We start from the raw sequence: 22,389 nt of genomic DNA, 5'->3' as shown, positions 1-22,389 counted from the left end.
GAGCAGAACTCTGGGCGGGCCCGGGGAGGAGCGGGCCGGCCGGCAGCGGCGGATCAGGATCCAAGCCCGACCGGCACAAGACTGCTGCGCGGCAGTCTCTACCGAAGTATCCGCGCCTCCACAGGGTAGGAACCGAATACGCCGGAAAGGGTCCGCGGGAGGACGACGATTTCGTCGCTATCGCCGGAGTTTGTCCATCGCGCGCCGGGCCTGCTGTTCGGTGGTCCGCTGGATGTCGTCGATATCGGCGGTGGTTGTGGGCGCGACACCATGGGAGTGGCTGAGTTTGAAGCTCATGGCCACTTCGATATAGAGGTTGTCGTCGAGGACGCCGATCTGATAGTCAACCCGGTAGTCTCCCCGAATTCGATGACATCGCGCTCGAAGTATGCCTCTTGCCCGAGATTCGGCACGTCACCCCTCGACCTGTACTCCATGTGAGGCTCCCATGAGGGGTTCCCCTCGCTCTCATAGATGGTGCTGGCGCGGCGGTGTGAGGGCCATACCGAGGCGGAGACGGAGATCGTTGCGTCTACAGCCGTTCCCTCTATCTCCGGGGCCTGCGCATACGGGCCGCGCACATCGCTCGATGCAGTGCAGTCGTGGTAGCGATCGCCGACAATAGGGTTGTAGTCTCGCTCTCGCGTGGTCGAATTGGCGCCGGTCCATTTTCGTAGCACCGAGCCGTCGATGAGACCGCAGGGATTCGTCGCGTTTTCCGCGGCGTAGGTCGTCTTCGTCCAGGGGAGCTTGCCAGAGGACATCGAGTCGAATGCGATGGAGGCGACCGCGACGACGACCATTCCCGCAATCAGCAGTGTGATCCACACTATGCGGCGCGATGTGCGTGGCTTGCACAGCCGTGGCGTGACACCGCGCCACGGCTGTGCGCTGTCAGGGTGTTCGGTGTGCGACATCGGGATCCACCCAGACCACGGCCACCAGCTCCCCCTCGCTGAATGAGAGAAACGGAGAACTCCCCTGCTGGCGTCAGGACCAGCGGGGGAGTTGTCCGTTCAGGCGGTTGCTGGGTCAGTCCTCGGCGACCGTCAGGCTTCGAAGCGCTGCCGGGCGGACTCGATGTGCCGGAAGTATCGGTAGGTCCAATCGCACATCCCATCGACCGTCGCCCGCAGTCCGTGGCCCGCTTCGGTGAGGGTGTACTCGACACGGGGCGGGACGGTGGGGTGGACGATCCGCTCGGCCAGGCCGTTGCGCTCCAGCATGCGCAGGTTCTGGGTGAGCATCTTGTGGCTGATGCCCTCGACGCGGCTGCGTATCTGGCTGAAGCGCAGGGTGCCCTCCCCCAGGGCTTCGATGATCAACAGCGCCCACTTGTTGGCAACGTCGGAGAAGATCTCCCGCGCCAGGGAATCGGCGCGCCGCAGGTCGGCATCCTCGGCCGAGCCGCTGAACTGCTTGGTCACCATCAGGTTCCTCAGTCACCGAAAAGTGCGTTCTTCCATGTCAACGCACACTCTCCTACAGTGCCTGAGTAACTACAAGAGACCGCAGTGGTCTGGTTTGACGAACACGGACTTACAGGAACCCGGACAAGGAGACCGACAGCATGGCCATCACCCTGAAGAACCCCGATGGACTGCCGAAAATCGATGTCTACCGGCAGGTGGCGATCGCGTCCGGTTCGAAGCTGGTCTTCATCGCCGGGCAGGTCGCCTGGGACGCGGAAGGGGCCACGGTCGGCGAAGGCGACCTCGCCGCGCAGGTTGAGCAGTGTTACCTCAACATCGCCACCGCACTGGACGAGGCCGGCGGTTCCTTCGATGACGTAGCGAAACTGACCTTCTACGTCCTCGACTGGACTGCCGACAAGATGCCCCCGCTCCTGGAAGGAATCGCCCGGGCGGCCGCGAAGCTGGGATTCACTCCGGTGCCGCCGACCACACTGATCGGCGTCGCGGCCCTGGATGTCCCCGAGCATCTGGTCGAGATCGAAGCCACCGCAGTCCTCGACTGAAAAAGTGCCACTGAGCGCCGAAGCAGCCGGCTGGTGTAGGTCGGCGGCGGTAGTCCCCGATCAACCGGCCGCGCCGACGTGACGCCGGATCGGTGGCCGCCTGCCACCGGCCCAGCGCCGCGGCCGACGCCTTCATGTACTTCGCGAGGCTGCGCACCGAGGCGTGGCCGGACAGCGCCAGCAGCATCGGCGTCGGGCCGGAGGGTTAGGAGGTAGTCGCCGAGGGTGTTGAGACAGGCGACGCTGCACGCGACAACCCGGCTGGTGTCGCTCGGGCTCCAGTGAACCTGGCGATGATGCTGGTGCGGCGCACCACCGCCGGATCCTCGGGCTCGACACCGGTATATGGGGTCCAATGACGTGAAAAGTCGCGCTAAGCAGTTTCGGGCTGGTGAGACCCTGGATACGACCGTCGCCGGTCCGCGCGGGTTCCGGCCTGCTGGCGGGAGCGGTGGTTCGGTGATGTGAGGGTTCCTGACTGGCAGGGACCCCGAGCGACGGCACCTTCGAAGGTATCGAGATCAGGTCTGTAGGGGGCGGGCGGCAGGAGCCGCCGCACCCTGCTGACTGTGTTCTGTCGATAGTCTCTCTGCGATCGATGCATAGGGCGGTTCCAGCGCCCGTTCTCGACCTCGAATTCCGCGACGTCGGAGGCAGGTCGGCCCTCCCTTCACCGCGCCAGCATCGACATCCTCCGCGCCGCCGCCATCGCCCCGATTTTGGCGGGCTTCCCGGGTCCTGATCAGATGACGTTGACGGCGTCGAGGAAGCGGGTGGCGAGTTCGGTGTCGCCGGTGACCGTCACGTCGCTGTCGCGCCAGGACGACCGCTGCGTGCCCCAGTCGGGGAAGGTCAGCGCGGGGGCGGTGACGTGCGCGGCGACCGCGCCGTTGGATGGAGGCAGGCCGCCTGCCTCGTCGATCCACCAGGTCCCGCCACCGGGGCCGGTGAGAGTCAGTGCGACGCGGGCGTCGAGCCCGGCGACTGGCGCCTGCGTGACCTGATTGCGCAGTACGGCGATCATCCACGTCAGGAGCGCGCGCATCCTGTCTGCATCGGTGTGCGGCACGGGCCGGCCGAGCGCTGGGGCCATGTCGTGGCGTAGGTGCGTGTGATGGTCGAAGACGAGTGCGCCGCCGATCATCAGACCCATGCGGTAGCGACCGAGTTCGGCCAGCCGTACCCGCACTCGGGTGGCGGGCGTGCGTCTCACGACGTCCAGGAGCGTGGTGGCTCGACGGCTGGCGCGCTGGTACTCGGCCATCACATCAGCACGGCTCCAGTCTCGCCGTCGGTCGACGGGGTCTTCGTTCAGCTGTTCGAGGCTGGCGGCGAAGGTCGTGCGCAGCCCGGCGGGTGTGTAGAAGTTCCGCGCCGTCGCACCGATGTGGGCGACGACGTCGGTGATGCGCCATCCAGCTGCGGCGCTGGGCGCGGTCCATTCGTCGTCGGTGAGGCTGCTGGTGAAGTTCAGCATCTCGGCGCGTTCGGCGCGGAGGGCGGCGACGATGTTCGGCAGGTCCGCCGCGGGCAGGCGATCGGTCATGTTGTCTTCTTCTCTGATTGTGAGGTGGGACGGCGGATCGCCTCTACGGCCGCGTCGTACAGATCGAACTGGTCGACCTGTCCGCCCAGGCGCTTCCACTCTTCTGTTGCTGCCTGAAGGCAGGCGATCGCCGCGGCCGCGATCGCGCGCGCCTGCAGGGTGCGGCGGTCGGAGTCGGGCAGTCGCGGCTCGATCAACGGCGTGAGCAGGTCGTGCCAGCGAGCCTGCTTCTCGGCGTGCCCAGCGCGCAGGCTCTCATTGCCGAACAGCAGCGTGATCATCTCGAGCCGGCGCTCGGCACTCAGGTCGATCTCCCCGAGCACCTGGAACGCCGCGCGCAGCGACGTCCACGGGTCCTCATCGGCCGGGCGTTCGGCGAAGCGGGCGGCGATCAGCTCGCCCTGTTCGGGCAGGCCACTGAGTGCGAGGTCTTCCTTGTTGCGGAAGTAGTTGAACAAGGTTCGGCGAGAGACACCCGCTGCGGCGGCGACCTCCTCGAGTGTCGTGTCGTCGTACACCCCTTGGCGGCGAACAGTTCGAGGGCGGTTCGGGCGAGTAGCGAGCGGACCACCGAGCGGGTCTGCTCACGAAGAGGTGCCGGTACCTGAGCCATGCACCAATGGTACATCTCTTCGTGTTATGCAATAACTTGCACGACGTGCAGCAGTGTGCGTAGAGTGCATGTCATGAGCAAAATTGACTATCGCCACCAGACCGTCATCGTCACCGGAGCGAGTTCCGGGCTCGGCGCGGAATTCGCGCGCCAGTTGGCCCGTCGCGGCTCGGATCTCGTACTCGTCGCCCGCCGAGCGGACCGGCTCGAGAACCTGGCCGACGAACTCACCCACGCCCACGGCGTCGCGGTGACCGTCGTCGCCCGCGACCTCGGCCTGCCCGACGCCGGCCGCACGCTGCGCGCCGAACTCGAATCCCGCGATATCTACGCCACCGGACTCGTCAACAACGCCAGCTTCGGCACCCACGACGCCCTCACCGACGAGGATCCAGACCGCCTGCAGAGCATGATCGCGCTGAACGTCAGCGCGCTGGTCGACCTCAGCCGCGCCTACATCGACCCGCTGGCCTCCGCCGACACCGGCGTCCTGATCAATGTCGCGAGCCTGCTGGGCTTCCAGCCGACCCCGTACATGAGCGTCTACGGCGCCACCAAGGCCTTCGTTCTCAGCTTCACCGAATCGCTGTGGGAAGAGAACCGCGACACCGGTCTACGCGTCCTCGCCGTGTGCCCCGGCGCCATGCAGACCGAGTTCTTCGACGCCGCCGGTAGCCAGTCGGCCGACTACGGCGCGAAGCGAGCCACCCCTGCCGACGTCGTCAGGACGGCCCTCGACACGCTCGACCGCCGCTCCGCGCCCCCGTCGGTGATCACCAACGGCCGCCCGCTGGCCCTCGCCAGCAAGTTCCTGCCGCGCCGCCTGATCGTCCGGTTCATGGGCCGGATGGCCCGCCGTTAGCGGGCGCTGCTCCTGTGTCGCCCTCACCAGCAGCAAAGGAACAACATCATGACCATCACAGAAGTCACCTCACAGCCCCCCACGGACCCGGAGCGCTTCGGTCACATCCTCGCTGTTCTACTCGGCCAAGTAGTCGACCAGGTTGACCGGGCACCTCCAGCAGATCGGCCAGGAACATGCCCAGGTACCAGACCGTGACCAGCTGGGCCGCGAAACCCAATTGATTGCTATCGCGACGCCGCTCAGCGATCAGCTCGTGGTCGTGGTCGTGGTCGTTGTTGTCGTCGTCGTCGAGATGGAAGAACCGTTCCAGATCGACTCGCGTCAACACTCCGAACTGGCCATACCCAGGCGCCGCACCCTCATCCCGCACAGTCGCTCAGGAAACCACGAGCACCGCAACAATGCTCAACAATCACCCGAATCGGTCGATCCGACCCAACCGTCTCCACTTAGCGCGACTTTTCGCGCCACTGGACCCCAGCCCGCCCTGACCAGTCCGGTGCTGGTCAACTCAGGAAACTATCCGCGGCATCGGCCCCACATCGGGGTAGGGCCGCCAGTACCGTCGTACTTCTCGAATCGCCATGTCCACGCCATGTCCGTCTCCCGGGCTGTTGAGTTCTGGATATACGGCTGCGATACGTGCTGCGAAGCCAGCGTAACGAGCCGATTCCTCCGTGATGTCGCACTTCGCGAGCATCAGGCGGGGTGACCCATCTGAGGTCTTAGCGCCGGATCGGGCGGATTTGCTCCTCGACTCCCGCAGATCGCCAAAGCAGCGGGGTTGTCGTCATCGCGGGTCCACCAGCTCGTCGCCGAGGCTGATCTCGACGCCTTCGACACCGCGGTGGGCGCCCTACGGGTGCACATCGTCGACCAATGGGGCGACAACGCGCTCCAAGGCATCGGCCTCTAGCAGGTCTTTTGTGCGCAATGTTGTATCAGATGCAACACTGCACAAGTTGCGAGGATTGCGCTGACGTGCTGGTCTGCCGCGATTCACGGTAATGCACCAAGGAGCGACACACCAGCTTCACCAGGCAATATCGCCGGACATATGGACAAGATGCATCAATGTTGTATCTAATGCAACACCATGGAAGGGGTTGCCGAGCCGCCTGGTGCGGCTCATCTGGTGCTCGCTGATGGTGTTGTACATCTGGACCCCGAGCAGGCGGTGTTCCAGGCGATGCTGGACGGCTGGGAACGTCAGCAGCGAACTCGATTCCTGAAGGACGATGCGACGATCCGGCCCCGGCTGACGTTGCTGCGACGGATGGCCGAGTTCACGAATGCCTATCCGTGGCAATGGGAACCGGCCGATGGCGAGGATTTCATCACTCATCTGCGGTCGGCGGACCGTAAGCGGCCGATCGTCATGTCGACCGCCCGTGGATACGAGTTAGCGATCACGCTGTTCATGGAGTACGTCACCGACCGTCGCTACGAGTGGCCGTCGGTGTGCTCGCAGCGATTCGGGCAGGTGCCTCAGCAGGTCTTTCACGAGGGCAATTCCGTTGCCCACGTTGCTGACTTCGAGGGACAGCCCGGTCGTCGGCCGTTCACCTACGACGAGGTGCAGGCGTTTTTCGACGCGGCCGACGGCCGGGCTGAGCAGATCAGTAGACACGGACGCAAGGGAACGCTGGTCGCGATGCGTGACTCGGCATTGTTGAAGACCGTCTACGCCTTCGGATTACGCCGCCGGGAGGCGCACGGGCTCGATCTCAGCGATCGGCGGCGGGCTCCGAAGATGCCCCAGTACGGGGAGTATGGGGCCCTGTTCGTCCGGTGGGGCAAGTCCTCCAAGGGCAGTCCACCCAAGCGGCGGACGGTCCTCACTGTGCCGGAAATGGACTGGATCGTCGATGTCCTCGAACACTGGGTGGGAGAGGTTCACCCGCAGTTCAATCCCGGGGCGCTGGCATCGTTGTGGGTGAGCGAACGCGCTGCGCGCATGTCGATGCGCAGCATCAATCTGGCTTTCGAGCAGGCGCGTGCGGCGGCCGGGCTCCCGGCCGAGCTGGATTTGCATGCGCTGCGCCATTCTTATGTGACGCACCTGGTCGAATTCGATTATCTCGAGCGGTTCGTCTCCGAGCAGGTCGGCCACCGCTACGCCTCCACGACCGCGATCTACACCGGGGTGTCGGACGAGTATCGGACTCGGCTGATCCGCCGGTCGATGCAGGGCCACGACGAGCTATGGGAGACCAAATGATCAAGAAGATGGGTTACAGCTGGAACTTGCGGAAGGTGATGGCGCAGAAGGACTTGTTCCAGACCAGCGACCTCGTTCCTCTGCTGGCCGAACGCGGCGTTCATCTGTCCCGTGAGCAGGTCTATAGGCTCGTTACGCAGCCGCCGCAACGGTTGCTGATGGACACACTCGTCGCCTTGTGCGACATCCTGGACTGCACGCCGAACGACCTGATCGAGGTCGAGGTTGTCAATGTTCAGGTCGCCAAGACAGCCGGCGACTCCCCTGGGCCCCGGCCGCAGGCCCGCCGGACAACCATCCGCCGCCCGGGGCCGGCGTGACCAGCCCGCGCAAACCAGCCGAGTCGCGGCAGGCCGTAGTGGACCTGGCCGCTCGTCACGTCGCGGCCGTGATCACGGGTATCGAGTTCGCCGACGCCCGCGACTTCGTTGACCGCGCTGCGGGGACCCGCGCGTTTCGCCAGCTCGAAGCCCATCTCTCCGACCATCCCGATTCCCTGGTCTCGGGATCGTCGGATGCGCCGATCCCGGTCCAGCGGCTCGCGGAGCTGCTGTCGGAGGCCGGTCATTCCACGGTCGTCGTTCCACGCTGTCTGCGCTGCGGGAAGCCGAAGGAGTTGCGCCACATCGTTCCCGGCGGCCGCGCCTGCGAATCGTGCTACCTCCACTTCCGCCACCGCGCGCCGTGTTCGCGCTGCGGGCGTGATCGCCCGGTCCGCGGAAGAGACGAGCAACAGCGACCCCTTTGCGCCACCTGCTGCCGCGGCCGCAAGGTCGAGAATTGCGGAGCCTGCGGCCGGCTGCTGCGCGTCGCGGCCCGCCGCGACGACGGGGCAGCGCTCTGCCCGAACTGCTACCACGCACCGGAAAGCCGCTGTCACAGCTGCGAACGGACCGCCCCGACCTACGCCCACACCGACGAGGGGCCGATCTGCAAGGGCTGCTACCAGCGGCCCAAACGGCGCTGCGGAGCCTGCGGCGACGTCCGGGGCATGGACTGCCGCGCAAGCGCCGAGGAGCCGGACATCTGCGGCCGCTGCCGCGCCCGCCGCAAACGCGCTTGCCTGATCTGCGGAACTTTTTATCCAGCGAATCCCCTTGCCCGCCAACCTGTTTGCCTGCCATGCCGGGACGCCGGGCACATCCTCGAGCCGGGCCTGGCCGAGCCGGCGGACCGGACCCGGCGGCGAGCGCACGAGACCACTCACGATGCCTTGCGGAACAAGCTCAGCGACCTGCTCACCCACTCCGACCACGGAATTCCCGACCAACTCGCACCGCTGATCGGGGTCTTCGACACCGTTCCCCGGCCCGCGAACGTCATGAACTGGCTCCAGAAACGCGGCAGTGGACCGTGCCTGCTGCGCGAACTCGCGCTTCGCGCCCACACCGAACCCATCACCCACGAACTCCTCGATGGATATCCGCAGGGTTATGCCCTGCACCGAGCCCGAGACCTGCTTGTCCACGCCGGAATCCTTCCCGAACGCACCGAGCTGCTCGACCGCGTCGACGTCTGGCTGGACAACCTGCTGCGCGAACAGCCCGAGCACCACGCGAAACTGCTGCGGCCCTTCGCATCCTGGCAAGCGCTGCGACGGGCCCGGAATTGAGCGCGACACCGGCCGATCACCAGGAACGCCGCCACCTACATCCGCTCCCAGGTCACTATCGCCCTGAACTTCCTGACCTGGCTCGACGCTCACGGCAAGACCCTGGCCACCGCCACACAGGCCGACCTCGATCGCTGGCTCGACACGGGAACCCAGACCAACTATTTCCTGGCCACCTTCATCGATTGGGCGAACAAGCGCGGCCTCTGCGACCTCACCGTCCCGAGCCGGGCCCGCACCGACCCGGACACCTTCCTCGGCGAAGACGACCGCTGGACGACCCTGCGGCGATGCCTGCACGATGCGAGCCTGCCCCTCGATATCCGCGCCGCCGGCATCCTTGTTCTGCTATTCGGCCGCACCACAACAAGTTTCGCGCACCTGACCGTAACCGATCTGGAACGGGTCGACAGCGATACCTACCTGCGACTCGGGGACTTCACCGCGCTGCTGCCCCCGGCCGCCGCCGCGGTCTTCCACGCACTCGCCGACGCGACCACCGCCCGGGAAACCTTCCACCGCACGGAACCGCACACCCGCCTACTGGGCATCGACATCCACACCGCCACACGATGGGCCCAACGAACCCGACGAGACTGGACCGACTACCTCGCCACCCGAGCCGCCGATCAAGCGCACGCCATAGGGCAACGATCTATAAGCAGCGCTAACTCGCCTCAGGTCCCCCGGTATTGGGACGTGTCGGGCTGAAAGCCCAACCTCCCGGTTGTGGTTACGCACGGTAACCTCAAGAGGTGACTCGTTTTGCTGCGCTTGGGGTGGTTCGGGTGGTGGGAATGGTTTTTCGGGCCGGGGGTGATCCATTGCGGGTATTGACCGCGTTACCAAAGTATGGGGAAGTGGTACGGGTCGGGGTGGGAAAGTGGCAGGCCTTCGTGGTGTGTGAACCGGAATTGCTGTGGCACGTCTTGTCCGACCATCGGACCTACGACAAGGGCGGGGTGCTCAAGGAGCGGGTTTCCACACTGATTGGTAATGGGTTGTTGACGTGTGGGCACGCTGAGCACCGCAGGCAACGTCGGATGGTACAGCCAGCGTTCAGCCGCACAATCACCGCGGGCTACGTGTCAAAAATGCCTGATGCGATCACCGCGATTATCTCGGATTGGCGTGCTGGTCACGTGATCGATGTGCTCGACTTTACTCATGTGGTGAGTGCCAGGGTCACCTGTGATGCGTTGTTCGCCACCGGGCGCAGCGGGGATGGGTTCGAGCAGATGGCTAGTGACCTCGATATTTTCATGACACGAATGTATAAAACGTTGTTGGTTCCTTCGGCGGTGTGCTCATTCATACCGGGAAACCGCCGTTATCAGGCTGCGGCAGCGCGGTTACGTGGTATTGCCGGCGATATCGTCGATGCCGCCGGCGGTGAAGGTGATCACGGCGCGATCCTGTCAAGATTGAACGCGGTCCGTGATGAGGATGGGCGGGGTATGTCGAGGACGGAACTTATCGACCAAGTCACGACGCTCATGGGGGCTGCGGTGGATACCACCGCAGCGGCGTTGGCTTGGGCGCTGTACTTGCTCGCGGAACACCCAGATGCCGCTGATCGGGTATTCGACGAGGTCGAAGCTGTGCTATCCGGGCAGACTCCGACCGCGGATGATGTACCTAAGCTGGAATTCACCCAGCGAGTGGTCAACGAGGCATTGCGGCTTTACCCGCCGGCGTGGATGCTCACTCGTGTCACAACAACCGCCACTGAGCTTGCTGAGCAGCGGATTCCAGCGGGCACCACGGTGGTGTGTAGTCCCTATCTGGTCCATCACCGTGCTGATCTGTATCGGGACCCTGACCGTTTTGACCCAGAACGCGAGAATGGCGATCTGCCGCATGGTGCGTTTTTACCATTTGGTGCCGGGGCCCGTAAATGCATCGGCGATAGGTTCGCGGTGGCCGAATTAACTTTGGTATTGGCGATGGTGACTCGGCAGTGGTGGTTCGAGCCGATACCCGGGGCTCGGATTCGGCCCGCGGCAAGGATGGTGCTTGTGCCCGAGTCCTTACGGCTGCGCCTGGTTGCGCGCTGAATTACCGGGCAGTCACCCCGTTTTACCGCCAGGAAAGATGTGATCTGTGCCCATGGTCTCTCCGCAGGGTGAAGTCACCGCCGCCCGCAGCAGGGAAGAACACGGCATCCAAGGAAGCCAAGGCGGTGAAGGTGTGGCTGCGGCCGCTACGGAGATCGAACCCCTCCGGTGGTTGTGGACGGCGTGGTCGTCACCGCTGCGGCCCTGAAAGCACTTGATATACCCGAAGATCGGGTGCCACAAAACCTAGACCGAATCGGAAACACCGCCTCGGCCAGCATTTTCAGCGTGCTGCATGAGCGGATGGCCGACTCTATAAAACACGGTGATCATCTGGTCCTGTCCGGTATCGGGGCCGGGTATATCTGGGGTTCGCTATGCCTGCGGCACTATGCGGTAAGTAACTGATGCGAGCGGCGGTCGCACTCGGGACGGACCAGAACGACCCATTGCGATGTCTGCATGTCGGGGACTGGCCGGCACCGACGGTGGATGATCCGGATTGGACCACCATTTCGGTGGTCGCGGCCACGCTGAACCATCACGACCTGTGGACGTTGCGCGGTTCGGTGCCCGGGAAGCAACGCCTGCCAATCGTGCTCGGCTCGGATGCGGCTGGTATCGATGAGCACGGCAATGAAGTGATCGTGTACCCGGTCATCGGGGATCCAACTGCGGGGAACGGTGACGAGACGTCACACATCAACGTTGGACCCGAATCAGTCGGTGCTGGGGGAGGTATACGACGGAACCCTTGCTGAACGGCTTGCGGTGCCACGCCGCAACCTGATTCCGAAGCCGTCGGGGATGTCTTTCGAGGAAGCCGCGTGTCTTCCCAGCGCGTGGTTGACCGCTTACCGGATGCTGTTCGACCGAGCGGAGTTGTCCTGTGGCGATATCGTCTTGGTACAAGGCGCAGGTGGAGGAGTGGCTACCGCACTGATCATGCTAGGCGCTGCGGCTGGTTTTCGGATGTGGGTGACCAGCCGCACCGAGCAGCGCCGGAGAAACGCCGAGAAACTCGGTGCTGAGGCGACATTCGAGCCGGGTACGCGATTACCGCAGCGAGTGGACGCGGTCATGGAAACCGTTGGCGAGGCAACCTGGTCGCACTCCATCCGCAGTGTCCGCAACGGCGGTCGGGTGGTGATCAGTGGCGCGACAACCGGCGCTAACCCATCGGCGGAATTAACCCATGTTTTCTACCGCCAGGTCAGCATCGTCGGCTCGACTCTTGGCACCCGCGAGCACCTGAAACGGCTGACGGATTTCTGCACCCACACACGCCTTGAGACCAACCATCGACCGCGTACTGCCGCTGGAACACGTCGGTGAAGGCCTCGAAGCGATGACAGAGGGCGTTGCTTTCGGCAAGATTGTGGTCACACTGTTGTCCTGAATGTGCCATTGTGTCGGTTCAGGCACATTCAGGACCCGGTTACACCGCCACCGGGTATGTGGGTTCCTTGATGTCGGGTTTGACGCGGTGTTCGACGAAGATGCCGTGCCAGATCATGAACACCAGGAGTGTCCACAGCCGGCGGCTGTGGTCGGAGCGGCCGTCGCGGTGGTCGTCGAGCATCCGGGCCACGGCGGCTTTGTCGAGCAGGTGGTCGGTCTGGGAGTCGGTGATCTGGGCGCGGGCCCAGTCATACAGCTCGGTGCCGCGCAGCCAGTGTCGCAGTGGTACCGGGAAGCCGAGTTTCGCGCGGTTCAATACATGCTCGGGCACAATGCCATCCAGCGCCTGGCGCAGTGCGTATTTGGTGGTGTCGGGGGTGATCTTCTCGGACAACGGGATTCGCTCGGCGACCGCGAAGACCTCTGAGTCCAGGAACGGCACTCGCAGCTCCAGCGAGTTCGCCATGGTCATTTTGTCGGCCTTCACCAGGATGTCGCCGCGCAACCAGGTGAACAGGTCCAAGTGTTGCATCCGGGTCACCGGGTCCAAGCCCTCGGATTCAGCGTAGATGCGGGCGGTGACGTCCTGGTGCGTCCACTCCGGGCGGAATTCCCGGAGCACCGCGCGCAGCTGCGCGTCGTTGAAACTGCGGGCATTGCCGTAGTAGCGCTGCTCCAACGGCAGCTTGTCGGTACGCAGCAGCACGGTACTAGGCTCGCCATCAGCATCTCTGAATGCTGGGAAGACCGCTTCCTGCGAAGCTGTGCCTGTGCCAGCACAGCGGAATCGGGGGGAGTTACCGGGTGAAAAGCGATATTCACGTGCTCTGAGGTCCTTTCAGCTGGGCCATGCCGCGCCGTTGCCGACGAAGGATGACTGGACTAAAGGCTGTTTCAGCTGGTATTTCTCAGTAAATACCGCGTGTTCAGAACATCGCTACTCCACCGGTTGCAATACATGACTGGTGACGTCGCGGTATTGCGTGCGTGCGGCATCCTGGTTCTGCTGACCGTCACCGACATCGAACAGGCCGACGGAGAAACCTACCTGCGACTCGGGGACGCCACCGTCCTGCTGCCTGCGGCCGCGGCGGCAGTGTTTCACGCACTCGCCGCAACGACCACCGCGCGGGAAACCTTCCACCGCACCGACCCGAACACGCGCTACCTGTTCCCCGGCCGCTCCCCCGGCCGACCGGCCGCCGCCCACATCCTCGCTCGCAAACTCCGAGCCCATGGAATCCGCACGTTGACCTCGCGCAACTCCGCCCGCGCCGCCTGGGCACACGACATCCCCAGCCCCATCGCCGCGGACCTGCTGGGCATCGACATCAGCACCGCCACACGATGGGCACAGCGGACCCGCCGAGGCTGGACCGACTACCTGGCCACCCGAGCCGCCGATCACCTGAGGACCGCCTGGAATTCTGCCAGCGCACCAGCAACGCCCGGGCGGGCAATGTCGTCGCGGCATCGGGGTATTCCGCCGTGCTCAAGACCATCGACGCGGACGTGAAGACGCTCCTGGCGGCGAACCCAGGGATGTTCACCGCGAGCAGGGCCAAGGAAGTCATGGTTGAGATCCGGGACTTCCAGACCGCCGGGGTCGAATCGTTCGCGCGAGGCTGCCCGTTCTACGAGCAGAAGCCCGGCCGTATGGACATCATGGGCAAGCGTGTTGGTGTTAAGGGTGAGTATCTTGAGAACTGCATCCAGTCGATGCAATTACTCGTCGACGAGCTCTGAACTCGGTGACCTGCCGAGGTTAGTAGTCCCGTCGCGACCGTGATTGGCGGCAGTCGTCGGCGGGCCTCGTCGTTAGACGCCGCGTCCAGGTAGCCGTGCAGGGAAGTATTCGGGATACCGGTCTTAGATCCGCCGCGCCAATATCCCTGTCCCGCAATCCAAGACTTCCGAGTCGGCTCGACGCGCCCACACTGCATTCCTTGTCCTTGGCGATGGTCACTGAGGCCCGGATCTCACACCGACGCAGGATGGCAATACCGCTATGCCACCAGTCTTCACGGCTTCACCATGCCCGACACCGACGCCTTCAATCTCGCCGCATTGCAGCGCCACGGGGACCGACTGCTTCCCCTACTCGATCAAAACCTGACGCAGCTGGATCCCGGGTCATCGTTCCGACGTCGCCTGGGCGTCGTCAGTGGGCAGGTGGGCGCTGATGTGCCCCGGGCGCATCACCTCACCAGTGCTGTCGTACAGGGCGACGGCGGTGACATCGATTCCGTCCCTGGAAGGTTGCTGGCGGTCCCTGGCTCACACCCTGGCACCGACCACCGCCTCATTCTCGATGCACTGCTCGACGCCACCGCACAATTGAAGGCCGAACTGCGAGAACGCCTCCGAACCTGATACAGCCACGACCTCGACATTCCGGCGCGGACCGATTCGGCACCCCCACGCCGCCGATGTCCGCGATGAAGCTGGCGCTGTCCATCGAATACCGCAGGATGGCAATACCGCTATGTCACCAGTCACTAAGCCATGCTGCCTACCACGACATTTCACTGCATCGGCGCAGATGTCTGCCATGTCGGAACCAGTCGCGGTGGGGGATGATGACCGCCATGGATATCGAGTCGGTCCGCATCCACCAGCTCGGCCCTGACGACTGGCACCGCTTCCGCCGCATCCGGCTGCTGGCACTAGCCGAGGCCCCATACGCCTTCGGCTCCACCCTGGCCCAGGCACGGACCCGCACCGACCAGGACTGGCGAGACCTACTCGCCGCCCGCACCCAGTTTCTTGGCACCGCAGGCGATCACGATCTCGGTACCGTCGGCGCAATCGCGGAAAACAATGCCGCTCATCTGATCTCGATGTGGGTGACCCCCGAGGCACGCGGCACCGGTGTCTCCGACCTCCTCGTCCGCTCTGTCGTCGACTGGGCCACCGCCAGCGGCTACCCAGGTATCTACCTGGAGGTCTCCGACGGAAACGAAACCGCCGAACGCCTCTACCACCGCCACGGCTTCCGCCGCACCAGCGCCGCAGGAGCCATCTCCCCCGAAGATCCGCGCCTGGAATTCGAAATGCGGCTTACGCTACCGGCGAACCCGTAGCGCCCGGTGACGGGTGCCCACGCACGCCTTGGCTTGCTGTCGCAGTTGACCCGATCGGCTGCCCGCGCCCTGCGGTCGCAACGGTCGACGGCGCGGGTGGGCAGCGCGCGGTGCGCTGGCCTCAGCGTCTGCGGCGCCGGGCAGAGGCGCGGGACGGATGATGGGCTGGATGGGTCCTCGGTACTCTGCGAAGACCTTGAGGATCCCGCCCAGGTCTTCGCCCAGAGTTTCCGGCTCACCGGCCGCCTGCACCGCCCCAACCGGACTCTGAGCAAAGTTCTTCTCGCCGACGGGCTCAAACTGGTGAGCTCCGACAAAGGCCTCCCGCCTCGCGCCCGCCGCGATATCCAAGCCGCCACCCGCGCCGGACGATTCCAGGCACGAGATCAAGAACTGGCCATGACCATCGCCGCAGGTGCCGTCCTATGCCTGGGCGCACTCCTCCACAACCATCCGGGACGCGACGATGCCGAGGCCACCGACCAGGTGATCGAAGACCTATTGCGGATGTTCGGACTCCCGCCCGAGGAAGCGCACGAAATCAGTCGGCTCCCGCTGCCCTTTCTCGCTACCTCACCACAGGATCACTCGGCTGCCTGAACGCTCCACACCTCGACCCGAATCTGTTGAATTTCACCTAACCGGGCCCTATTCGTTATCAGGTCAGCGTCCAAGCTTCGGGCTGACTGAGCGGTTCAGGGGGCAAGGTGCCCCAGAAGAAAGTCATCCGCGCCGGTGACAGATGCAATTCCCGGCAGATCGCTTCGCTCCAATACCACTGATTGTCCTGCGCGATCGCTACAACGACCAAGCCTGGAGCCAGAAGTGTCACTGAGTTTTGGCCAGCAACGCACATTCATGCCGCAGCGCGCGCTTTCACCATCGTCCAGATCCCTTGGTCGACACGGCTTCCGGGCGCGCGCTCTTGCCGATTATCAGTCGGTTTCAGGAAGCTCGGCGGTGTGGCTGCCTCAGGTCAGTCACTGCATAGCGCGACGGGCTGCATTGCGCCTTGGGTTCGGGAGCGCGGTTACGCGAAGGCTTGCGCTTCCTCGGCCGAGTAGTTCTCCCGCAGCGAGAATGCCAGGGGCGAGGGGCCATTCGCGCGTAGCGCTTGCAAGCGGGCCAGCGCATCGTCCAGGGTCGGTGTCTGCCCGGCAGGTATCCACCACAGCACGATCATGTCATCGCGGGGACGCTCGAACCAGTCGCTGCGCCGACGCAGGAATTCCAGATGGCCACTGCGATAGACATAGTTCCAGAACGCTTCTCGCGTCTCCCACACAGATAGGTTGACGATGACATTCTCGCCGAGCGGGCGCATGGAGGTGGCGTCAACCCCGGAATCGTCCACCAGGCGCCATAGGTAGCCCAGTGAGCGCTCGGCGAGAGCATTGATCGGCTCGAGCATGGAGGTGAAGCCAGCCATGCGCGGATCGTCCAGAGGGTGCTTGAGGATGGCCGTGTTCAGTTCGGCGAGGTGATAACCGGTCATGCGGTCACCCCACCATGCCCACAACTCTATGTCAATCATAATTGTCTTTAGAGAGTTCTACGGCGACGCAGCAGATTCCGGGGCGGGCGTCGATGCGCACGCGCACCTCCTCGGAGTTCCCGAGCAGACCCTCCAGCAAGGCGAGATTCATGCCGCACACCAGGGGCGGATACGCCTCGGCGAGGGCATGGAATGGACAGTTGCGCATGCGGAGGGTGCCATTGTCGGCGAAGGGTTCATAACCGCGAGCACGAAGTAGATCGGCCACTTCGGGTAGGTCGTGCACGGGTGTGCCCCGTGCTGCCCGCCCTTGTTCACGGGCCGCCTTCTGCAACTCGACATCCAAGCGCGCCTCCTCGGCGATCTGAGCCAAAAGGCTTGCGGCCGTCCGATAGTCGCGCGGTGGCAGCGAGACCTGATGTTCGGCCGCAGCCCGACGGTAGAGCTTGGCGGGTCGTCCCGCGCCCGGCCCCGACCGGCCGGACAGCCGCCGGCTCTCGGTCTCGAGCAACCCCGCCTCGACCAGCTTGTCGAGGTGATGCGCAGCCAGCGTGCGCTGAATCCCGGCCGCGGTCGCGGCCTCATTGCGACTCACCGGCTCACCACGAGCCGCGACGTATTCATACAGCCGCCGTCGAACCGGGTCCTGCAGCACACCTATGGCATCGATGTCTTTCACTTGCCCATTCTAAGAATAATCGACATGAGAGATAGAAGGCCCCGCCCGACGCGGGTTCATCCACCCGGAACGCGCAGTCGCGGGTTCCACCGGGCGCAGGGCAATCCGTACTTACCCAGCACAGCGTGACCTACGGCAGGCAGTCACAGATTCCCCCGTTTCACGCAGCCTGGACCAAAGTGATGCCACGATCGGCTACCAATCATCAGCTGACCGACGTCCGCTCATGCCGCGATCAGGTCGGTTAGCCGGGCCGCATGGGTTTGTCGGGTTGTCTAGCGGATGGTCAGCGTGGGGTCCGCCTATCGGAACCAGATGGAGTGAATCGGGTGGGTGTCTCTTGCTCGTCGCGGCGACCTTCTTGCGATCAAAAGTAGATCCGTCCAATACGCCCTTGAAGTCGACTGACGCGTTGTTGACTGTGCCGAACGTCAGTTCCGCTCGAGCGGCGGCAGGGCCGCGAGTAGCACTACTGCCGCGGCGGGAGCGAACAGAAGGGGGATCATGCGCACGGATGTCTCCTACGAATCGAATGAACCGAACGGGATCGAACGCACTCACACGCGAGACAACGCACCCGCGAACCCAACATCCTGCCAGTGCGGGGCACCTCGTCGCACCATCATCGGCACATCAGCGTAAGACGTTCTAAACCGCATCAGTCAAGCTGGCTTCAGTTAGGGCGAGTGAGCGACAATGCCGCGATCCGCGCGATCCCGAGGGCCGCGGCACCGGTCGACGAACGCACTCAACTGCCGATGAGCGCAACCACTCCGGGCGCTTGGTCGGTGCTGCGTCGGCTTGGCGTTAAAGCAGATGTGTGGTGAGGAATTCGATCTGGTCGGCGAGGATCTTTTCAACTACCGGTGGGTGGTAGACGGTGAAGTGGTCGGCGTCGTAGCGGTTGAGGGTGGCGCGGGGCGCGGTGGCCGCGACTCGTCCTGCGATCGCGGGGTCGATGAGATTCTCCTGGTCGCAGGCGCAAACCAGCAGTGGGCAGCGCACGCGAGGCGCGGCCGACGCGGCGTTGTAGAAGAGCATGTCCAGACCGGACGCGGCGGTAATCCGGTTGTCGAAGTCGTATCCGGCGGGCATCACCGATCGCCAGCCTTCGAGTGCGCCGGGCTGGTTGACGAAGGCCAGTTCGCCCGGACGGCCGACCAGCGGCACGTAGCTCCTCGGGAGCCGCAGTGCGGCGCGTACCAGATCTGAGACGACGGGGAAGGTGAGCCGCAGCAGATGCCGTAAGCCCGCGCGGGAAACGACGGCGCGTCCGCTGAAGACCGGGCATTGGACGACTGCGGCGCGCAGGTTCTGCTGGCGTGCGGCGGCGGCCAGCACGTGGCTGGCACCGAAGGAGGTGCCCCATAGTGCGATTCGGTCCGCATCAAGTTCGGGTCGGGACCGAGCGAAGGTCAGTGCGGCGTCGACGTCCTGGGCGTATCGGCGTTGATCGACGAGTTGTCGTGGTTCGCCGCCGGATTCGCCGAGGTGGCGGAAGTCGAAGGCCAGCACGGCCAGTCCCGCGTTCGCGAATGCTTGTTCGTACTGGGCGAGCATCATCGCGTGGGTGGCTCCGCCTCCGTGGACGAGCACCACGACCGGGTGCGGCCCTGCCGATTCCGGCAAGGTCAGCCAGGCCGCGCATTCGTCGCTGCCCGAGTGAAAAGTGGTTCGGATCATCATGACACCTCGATTGGGTACGTTGTACGTGAACGACACAGAGTCAATCACGTACAACGTACTTAAACAAGGAGGGGTATGCCCGCGCCCAGAAAATTCAGTCGGGAGCAGCTGCAAACGGCGGCGTTGAACTTGGTCGACGAGCAGGGATTGACGGGGTTGACCATGCGCAATCTCGCCGCCGAACTCGGCACCGGGGCGATGACGATCTACAACTATGTCAACGGCCGCGAGGGCCTAGAGGAACTCGTGGCCGCTGCGGTGATGAGCCAGGCGCGGTGGGCTGAGACCGGTGACGACTGGGCGGCGCAGGTGGCGGCGATTGCCGAGGGAATGTGGCGGGCGGTGCGCGCACATCCCCATGCCATCCCGTTGATCTTGACCCGCCGCAGTTCCGACGTCGCCACGCTCGCCCACGCCGAGGCTCTGGTGCGAGCGCTGTCCAGCAGCGGAAGGTCAAGCCAGGAACTACTCGTAGCCTTCCGTACGGTGTTGGCATACATCACCGGCTTCGCCCAGGCTGAGCTCACAAGCCCACTATCCGCCGCTACACCCACGGTCGTCACCGAACGCATCGCCGCCCTGCCCGCCGACCTATTCCCGAAGCTGATCGAAATCGCCGCGGTCGCCGCCAACAGCGACCCGCAAGACGAATTTCGCGCCGGTTTACAACTGATCCTGACCGGCCTCCAGGCGTGAGGGGAGAACCGGCTATGCGCTCGACGCCGTCTGGAGTCCGTCCGGGATCGTTGCAGTGGCGAAGCCCGGCGGGATCCCAAGGGCAATCTCGTGTCCCACGCTTTGACAATGGTGATCAGCCCACCCTTGTCCGAAACGCGCACTTCAACCCACCATTGCTCACACGCAGTGCACCCCAATGCCCTGCAGCGCACGGATAACGGATGCCGCTCGACGCATTGATTTTGCGGCTGCTCATCGAAACGGCCTGCCGCCGGGGCGGTCTGATCCGGCTCACCGTCAAGGACCTCAACATCGCGGACTGCCTCGTTCGCCTCCACGAGAAAGGAGGCACGGTGCGGTGGCAACCGATCTCGCCCACTTGATGCAGCGGCTGCTCGATCATGTCGAGGCGCGCGGTGGCTCGCAGGCCACCGAGCGAGTACTCCGTTACCGCGACGGAAGGCCAGCGGGGCGGCGGCGCCTTGACTACTTGTTCACGCGGTCCAGACGTCTCCTTCCTTGGGCAGCGGCACTTGGGGTCAGTGCCCATTGGATACGGCACACGACGTTGACCTTCGTCGAACGGCAGTTCGGAATCTCTGTCGCGCGAGCATATGCGGGTCACGAGGACGGCCGTTCCACCTTGGGGCCAGTCACGTTTACCTACACCAAGGCCGGGCTGCTGGACGTGATCGAGGCACTGGTCGCGTTGACCGGCGAGCCTCATCCGCTGCTACCGAACTCCAATCGGCATCCCCTGTCCCCGAGCAGCGTGCAACGGCCCAGCGAACCCGACTCATGAGTTAACGTAACGCGCTATGAACACACACATGTGGCAAACTCGCTGCGGAATGGGTGTCCTTAGTCGGGCTTGAGCATCCCGCCACAGCGCTCACAGTCGACCATCCGGAAACCGTCGGTGTCGGCAATCACCGCGTCCGCGTCGGGCGCGACCTCCAGCCCGCGTCGGTGATCGCCGCGGCCGCGAAGCCGGAATTGGCCGCCTCCAGCCGCTCGGCCAACGACATCCGCGAGATCACCCCCCCCCCCCCCACCACACACAACCCAGGCAGCACACTCGCGCGTAGATGCCGTGCAGATCGATCACCCGGCGATGTCCCGCCTTCATGTGCAGCAGGTCCACATTCTGGGTGATCAACCCCGTCACGACACCCAAGCGTTCCAGCCTTGCCAGCGCGCGATGCCCCAGATTCGGCCTAGACTGTCCATCCGACGCCAGCCGACGTGATTGCGCGCCCAGTATCGCTGCCGGAACACCGGGTCGCCGACGAACTGCTGATACGTCATGGGATTGCGCGGCGGCGAGGACGGACCACGGTAGTCCGGAATTCCGCTGTCGGTCGAGATCCCCGCGCCGGTCAACGCTACGACCCGGCGCCCATCGAGCAGCTGTACCAGCCGCTCGACCATGGCGCCGGGATGCGGCCGCGTGCTGTCCGACATGCGGTTCAGGGTACGACGCCCGCCGCGCGGACCGGTGACGCGACCGCGTTCATACGCGCCGCATCACCGAAACGACCTTGCCCAACACGACCGCTTCGTCGCCGTCGATCACCTCGTAGGCGGCGTTGCACGGCTCCAGGAACACATGCCCGTTGCGCCGGCGGTACACCTTCACCGTCGCCTCGCCGTCGATCATCGCCGCCACGATCCCCCCCGAATGCGCCTCGTGCTGCTGGCGGATCACCACGATGTCCGCGTCGCAGATCGCCGCGTCGATCATCGAATCGCCGCGCACGCGCAGTCCGAACACTGTGCCGCGCCCGACCAGTTCACGCGGCAGCGTCATGGTGTCGTCAGCATGCTCCTCGGCCAGGATCGGCGTGCCCGCCGCGATGTCGCCGATCACCGGGACCGGCACCGAATCCTGGGCCGTCTCCCGTATTACCGAGCCCTGCAGGAACATCCGAACATCGATCGAACGCGAGACCGTCCGGCTGCGACGCAGAAACCCGCGCTCCTCCAAGGTCTTCAGATGCTTCGACACCGATGACGAGGACCGCAGCCCCACCGCGGCGCCGAGCTCGCGGGAATTCGGCGGATACCCATACCTGACCACCCAATCCCGAATCGTGGCGAGAATCCGCTGTTGACGCGGCGGCAGCGTCGAGGTGTCGAGGTGCTCGAACGCATCGAGCTGGTCATATCCGGTCACCCGGGAATGGTAGAGGTGCCGACGTACAAGCGGCCTCAACGGGGCACACGGCTCGTCGCGGCGAGCGGCGTCAGAGCGCCCGCCAGCAAGGCGTGCGCGAAAAGGCTGTCACGAGCGGTGCTACGACCCTGGCGCTTCGCACGCAGACCTGCACGCCAGACGCAGTACGCGCACTGCGCGAGATCTCACAACGCCATCCAGGCGGCACCAAGGTTCACATCCTGTTTCACGGCCGCACCGAGACCGCGCACTTCGCGATCGACCCACGCTGGCCGTCCACGTATCGCCCGCCGTTGCGA

General features: G+C 64.6%; 27 protein-coding genes and 2 pseudogenes. 18 read left to right on the top strand and 11 right to left on the bottom strand.

The genetic code is table 11. The features are described 5' to 3' along the window. Nucleotides 1–293: 293 nt before the first annotated feature. Together OH799_RS03940 and OH799_RS03935 are read right to left on the bottom strand one after the other, a co-directional pair. Entirely contained in the window at nt 294–917 is a 624-nt protein-coding gene (locus OH799_RS03940; RefSeq protein WP_406275834.1) for a hypothetical protein, read from the bottom strand. Nucleotides 918–1,049: 132 nt separating this feature from the next. Then, a complete protein-coding gene (locus tag OH799_RS03935; protein WP_406275832.1) occupies nt 1,050–1,430 on the bottom strand; it encodes a winged helix-turn-helix transcriptional regulator in 381 nt (126 codons plus the stop codon). A 140-nt stretch (nt 1,431–1,570) separates the two neighbouring features. Here OH799_RS03935 and OH799_RS03930 point away from each other — a divergent pair, with 140 nt between their 5' ends. After that, complete coding sequence (locus tag OH799_RS03930; protein WP_406275829.1) at nt 1,571–1,978, top strand: RidA family protein; 408 nt, start codon at nt 1,571–1,573, stop codon at nt 1,976–1,978. A 742-nt stretch (nt 1,979–2,720) separates the two neighbouring features. On the opposite strand, the gene OH799_RS03925 is transcribed toward OH799_RS03930, so the two are convergent. Together OH799_RS03925 and OH799_RS03920 are read right to left on the bottom strand one after the other, a co-directional pair. Further along, complete coding sequence (locus OH799_RS03925) at nt 2,721–3,524, bottom strand: maleylpyruvate isomerase family mycothiol-dependent enzyme (RefSeq protein WP_406275826.1); 804 nt, start codon at nt 3,522–3,524, stop codon at nt 2,721–2,723. Then, nucleotides 3,521–4,042, bottom strand: a complete 522-nt coding sequence (locus OH799_RS03920; RefSeq protein WP_406275823.1) for a TetR/AcrR family transcriptional regulator — start codon at nt 4,040–4,042, stop codon at nt 3,521–3,523. Before OH799_RS03920 ends, OH799_RS03925 begins: the two co-directional genes overlap by 4 nt. 168 nt (nt 4,043–4,210) lie before the next feature. On the opposite strand from OH799_RS03920, the gene OH799_RS03915 reads away from it, so the two are divergent. Next, the gene (locus OH799_RS03915; RefSeq protein WP_406275820.1) at nt 4,211–4,999 is read left to right on the top strand and encodes an SDR family NAD(P)-dependent oxidoreductase; all 789 of its coding nucleotides are present in this window, start codon (nt 4,211–4,213) and stop codon (nt 4,997–4,999) included. 64 nt (nt 5,000–5,063) lie between these two features. Here OH799_RS03915 and OH799_RS03910 read toward each other — a convergent pair whose 3' ends face one another. Then, entirely contained in the window at nt 5,064–5,330 is a 267-nt protein-coding gene (locus OH799_RS03910) for a DUF4158 domain-containing protein (RefSeq protein WP_406281778.1), read from the bottom strand. 456 nt (nt 5,331–5,786) lie between these two features. Here OH799_RS03910 and OH799_RS03905 point away from each other — a divergent pair, with 456 nt between their 5' ends. From OH799_RS03905 to OH799_RS03870, 8 genes are all read left to right on the top strand, one after another. Beyond that, nucleotides 5,787–5,918, top strand: coding sequence for a hypothetical protein (locus OH799_RS03905; protein ID WP_406275817.1), 132 nt, complete (start codon nt 5,787–5,789; stop codon nt 5,916–5,918). 180 nt (nt 5,919–6,098) lie between these two features. Then, complete coding sequence (locus tag OH799_RS03900) at nt 6,099–7,223, top strand: tyrosine-type recombinase/integrase (protein WP_406275815.1); 1,125 nt, start codon at nt 6,099–6,101, stop codon at nt 7,221–7,223. Then, a complete protein-coding gene (locus OH799_RS03895; protein ID WP_406275812.1) occupies nt 7,220–7,543 on the top strand; it encodes a helix-turn-helix domain-containing protein in 324 nt (107 codons plus the stop codon). The genes OH799_RS03900 and OH799_RS03895 overlap by 4 nt, the downstream gene beginning before the upstream one ends. Further along, a complete protein-coding gene (locus OH799_RS03890; protein ID WP_406275809.1) occupies nt 7,540–8,835 on the top strand; it encodes a hypothetical protein in 1,296 nt (431 codons plus the stop codon). Before OH799_RS03895 ends, OH799_RS03890 begins: the two co-directional genes overlap by 4 nt. A 755-nt stretch (nt 8,836–9,590) precedes the next feature. Then, nucleotides 9,591–10,892 (top strand): cytochrome P450, encoded by a 1,302-nt coding sequence (locus OH799_RS03885; RefSeq protein WP_406275806.1) that lies wholly within the window; start codon nt 9,591–9,593, stop codon nt 10,890–10,892. A gap of 168 nt (nt 10,893–11,060) precedes the next feature. After that, nucleotides 11,061–11,300, top strand: coding sequence for a 3-oxoacyl-[acyl-carrier-protein] synthase III C-terminal domain-containing protein (locus OH799_RS03880; RefSeq protein WP_406275803.1), 240 nt, complete (start codon nt 11,061–11,063; stop codon nt 11,298–11,300). After that, nucleotides 11,300–11,653 carry an alcohol dehydrogenase catalytic domain-containing protein gene (locus OH799_RS03875; RefSeq protein WP_406275801.1) on the top strand — a complete coding sequence of 118 codons (354 nt, stop codon included), beginning with the start codon at nt 11,300–11,302 and terminating at the stop codon, nt 11,651–11,653. The genes OH799_RS03880 and OH799_RS03875 overlap by 1 nt, the downstream gene beginning before the upstream one ends. A 166-nt stretch (nt 11,654–11,819) precedes the next feature. Beyond that, nucleotides 11,820–12,227 carry a zinc-binding dehydrogenase gene (locus OH799_RS03870; protein ID WP_406275798.1) on the top strand — a complete coding sequence of 136 codons (408 nt, stop codon included), beginning with the start codon at nt 11,820–11,822 and terminating at the stop codon, nt 12,225–12,227. Between the two features lie 103 nt (nt 12,228–12,330). Here the strand turns inward: OH799_RS03870 and OH799_RS03865 are convergent. Continuing rightward, a pseudogene (locus OH799_RS03865) lies at nt 12,331–12,972 on the bottom strand (asparagine synthetase B family protein); the annotation flags it as partial. A 279-nt stretch (nt 12,973–13,251) separates the two neighbouring features. Here OH799_RS03865 and OH799_RS03860 point away from each other — a divergent pair. From OH799_RS03860 to OH799_RS03840, 5 genes are all read left to right on the top strand, one after another. Beyond that, the gene (locus OH799_RS03860) at nt 13,252–13,809 is read left to right on the top strand and encodes a hypothetical protein (protein ID WP_406275795.1); all 558 of its coding nucleotides are present in this window, start codon (nt 13,252–13,254) and stop codon (nt 13,807–13,809) included. After that, the gene (locus OH799_RS03855) at nt 13,782–14,039 is read left to right on the top strand and encodes a hypothetical protein (RefSeq protein WP_406275793.1); all 258 of its coding nucleotides are present in this window, start codon (nt 13,782–13,784) and stop codon (nt 14,037–14,039) included. The genes OH799_RS03860 and OH799_RS03855 overlap by 28 nt, the downstream gene beginning before the upstream one ends. Before the next feature lie 288 nt (nt 14,040–14,327). Further along, nucleotides 14,328–14,666 (top strand): hypothetical protein, encoded by a 339-nt coding sequence (locus tag OH799_RS03850; protein WP_406275790.1) that lies wholly within the window; start codon nt 14,328–14,330, stop codon nt 14,664–14,666. A gap of 215 nt (nt 14,667–14,881) precedes the next feature. Continuing rightward, entirely contained in the window at nt 14,882–15,376 is a 495-nt protein-coding gene (locus tag OH799_RS03845; RefSeq protein WP_406275787.1) for a GNAT family N-acetyltransferase, read from the top strand. Between the two features lie 6 nt (nt 15,377–15,382). Next, nucleotides 15,383–15,976: a hypothetical protein gene (locus tag OH799_RS03840; protein WP_406275784.1), complete on the top strand. Its 594-nt coding sequence runs from the start codon at nt 15,383–15,385 to the stop codon at nt 15,974–15,976. A 430-nt stretch (nt 15,977–16,406) separates the two neighbouring features. Here OH799_RS03840 and OH799_RS03835 read toward each other — a convergent pair whose 3' ends face one another. From OH799_RS03835 to OH799_RS03825, 3 genes are all read right to left on the bottom strand, one after another. Continuing rightward, on the bottom strand, nt 16,407–16,910 hold the full coding sequence (locus OH799_RS03835; RefSeq protein WP_406275781.1) for a DUF3291 domain-containing protein: 504 nt from the start codon (nt 16,908–16,910) through the stop codon (nt 16,407–16,409). Continuing rightward, nucleotides 16,903–17,550, bottom strand: a complete 648-nt coding sequence (locus OH799_RS03830) for a helix-turn-helix transcriptional regulator (protein ID WP_406275778.1) — start codon at nt 17,548–17,550, stop codon at nt 16,903–16,905. Before OH799_RS03830 ends, OH799_RS03835 begins: the two co-directional genes overlap by 8 nt. An 807-nt stretch (nt 17,551–18,357) precedes the next feature. Then, the gene (locus OH799_RS03825; protein WP_406275775.1) at nt 18,358–19,233 is read right to left on the bottom strand and encodes an alpha/beta hydrolase; all 876 of its coding nucleotides are present in this window, start codon (nt 19,231–19,233) and stop codon (nt 18,358–18,360) included. A gap of 78 nt (nt 19,234–19,311) precedes the next feature. Between OH799_RS03825 and OH799_RS03820 the strand changes: the two genes are divergently transcribed. From OH799_RS03820 to OH799_RS03810, 3 genes are all read left to right on the top strand, one after another. Next, nucleotides 19,312–19,932, top strand: coding sequence for a TetR/AcrR family transcriptional regulator (locus OH799_RS03820; RefSeq protein ID WP_406275772.1), 621 nt, complete (start codon nt 19,312–19,314; stop codon nt 19,930–19,932). A 203-nt stretch (nt 19,933–20,135) separates the two neighbouring features. Further along, the gene (locus tag OH799_RS03815; RefSeq protein ID WP_406275769.1) at nt 20,136–20,297 is read left to right on the top strand and encodes a hypothetical protein; all 162 of its coding nucleotides are present in this window, start codon (nt 20,136–20,138) and stop codon (nt 20,295–20,297) included. After that, entirely contained in the window at nt 20,273–20,716 is a 444-nt protein-coding gene (locus OH799_RS03810; RefSeq protein WP_406275766.1) for a hypothetical protein, read from the top strand. The genes OH799_RS03815 and OH799_RS03810 overlap by 25 nt, the downstream gene beginning before the upstream one ends. A 62-nt stretch (nt 20,717–20,778) precedes the next feature. Here the strand turns inward: OH799_RS03810 and OH799_RS03805 are convergent. Both OH799_RS03805 and lexA read right to left on the bottom strand, forming a co-directional pair. After that, nucleotides 20,779–21,378 (bottom strand): annotated as a pseudogene (locus OH799_RS03805) (Sir2 family NAD-dependent protein deacetylase); the annotation flags it as partial. Between the two features lie 49 nt (nt 21,379–21,427). Then, nucleotides 21,428–22,090, bottom strand: a complete 663-nt coding sequence (gene lexA, locus OH799_RS03800; protein ID WP_406275763.1) for a transcriptional repressor LexA — start codon at nt 22,088–22,090, stop codon at nt 21,428–21,430. Nucleotides 22,091–22,389: the final 299 nt, after the last annotated feature.

Source organism: Nocardia sp. NBC_00881 (genome assembly GCF_045207455.1).
In the GTDB taxonomy this organism is placed as follows: Bacteria; Actinomycetota; Actinomycetes; order Mycobacteriales; family Mycobacteriaceae; genus Nocardia.
This window is presented reverse-complemented; position numbering and strand designations above follow the sequence as displayed.

Coding starts and splice junctions, on each gene's coding strand:
- OH799_RS03940 (WP_406275834.1), bottom strand. CDS start 917: ATGTCGCACACCGAACACCCTGACAGCGCACAGCCGTGGCGCGGTGTC.
- OH799_RS03860 (WP_406275795.1), top strand. CDS start 13,252: ATGACTGGTGACGTCGCGGTATTGCGTGCGTGCGGCATCCTGGTTCTG.
- OH799_RS03845 (WP_406275787.1), top strand. CDS start 14,882: ATGGATATCGAGTCGGTCCGCATCCACCAGCTCGGCCCTGACGACTGG.
- OH799_RS03900 (WP_406275815.1), top strand. CDS start 6,099: ATGGAAGGGGTTGCCGAGCCGCCTGGTGCGGCTCATCTGGTGCTCGCT.
- OH799_RS03930 (WP_406275829.1), top strand. CDS start 1,571: ATGGCCATCACCCTGAAGAACCCCGATGGACTGCCGAAAATCGATGTC.
- OH799_RS03815 (WP_406275769.1), top strand. CDS start 20,136: ATGCCGCTCGACGCATTGATTTTGCGGCTGCTCATCGAAACGGCCTGC.
- OH799_RS03925 (WP_406275826.1), bottom strand. CDS start 3,524: ATGACCGATCGCCTGCCCGCGGCGGACCTGCCGAACATCGTCGCCGCC.
- OH799_RS03835 (WP_406275781.1), bottom strand. CDS start 16,910: ATGATTGACATAGAGTTGTGGGCATGGTGGGGTGACCGCATGACCGGT.
- OH799_RS03875 (WP_406275801.1), top strand. CDS start 11,300: ATGCGAGCGGCGGTCGCACTCGGGACGGACCAGAACGACCCATTGCGA.
- OH799_RS03820 (WP_406275772.1), top strand. CDS start 19,312: ATGCCCGCGCCCAGAAAATTCAGTCGGGAGCAGCTGCAAACGGCGGCG.
- OH799_RS03895 (WP_406275812.1), top strand. CDS start 7,220: ATGATCAAGAAGATGGGTTACAGCTGGAACTTGCGGAAGGTGATGGCG.
- OH799_RS03915 (WP_406275820.1), top strand. CDS start 4,211: ATGAGCAAAATTGACTATCGCCACCAGACCGTCATCGTCACCGGAGCG.
- OH799_RS03850 (WP_406275790.1), top strand. CDS start 14,328: ATGCCCGACACCGACGCCTTCAATCTCGCCGCATTGCAGCGCCACGGG.
- OH799_RS03935 (WP_406275832.1), bottom strand. CDS start 1,430: ATGGTGACCAAGCAGTTCAGCGGCTCGGCCGAGGATGCCGACCTGCGG.
- OH799_RS03825 (WP_406275775.1), bottom strand. CDS start 19,233: ATGATCCGAACCACTTTTCACTCGGGCAGCGACGAATGCGCGGCCTGG.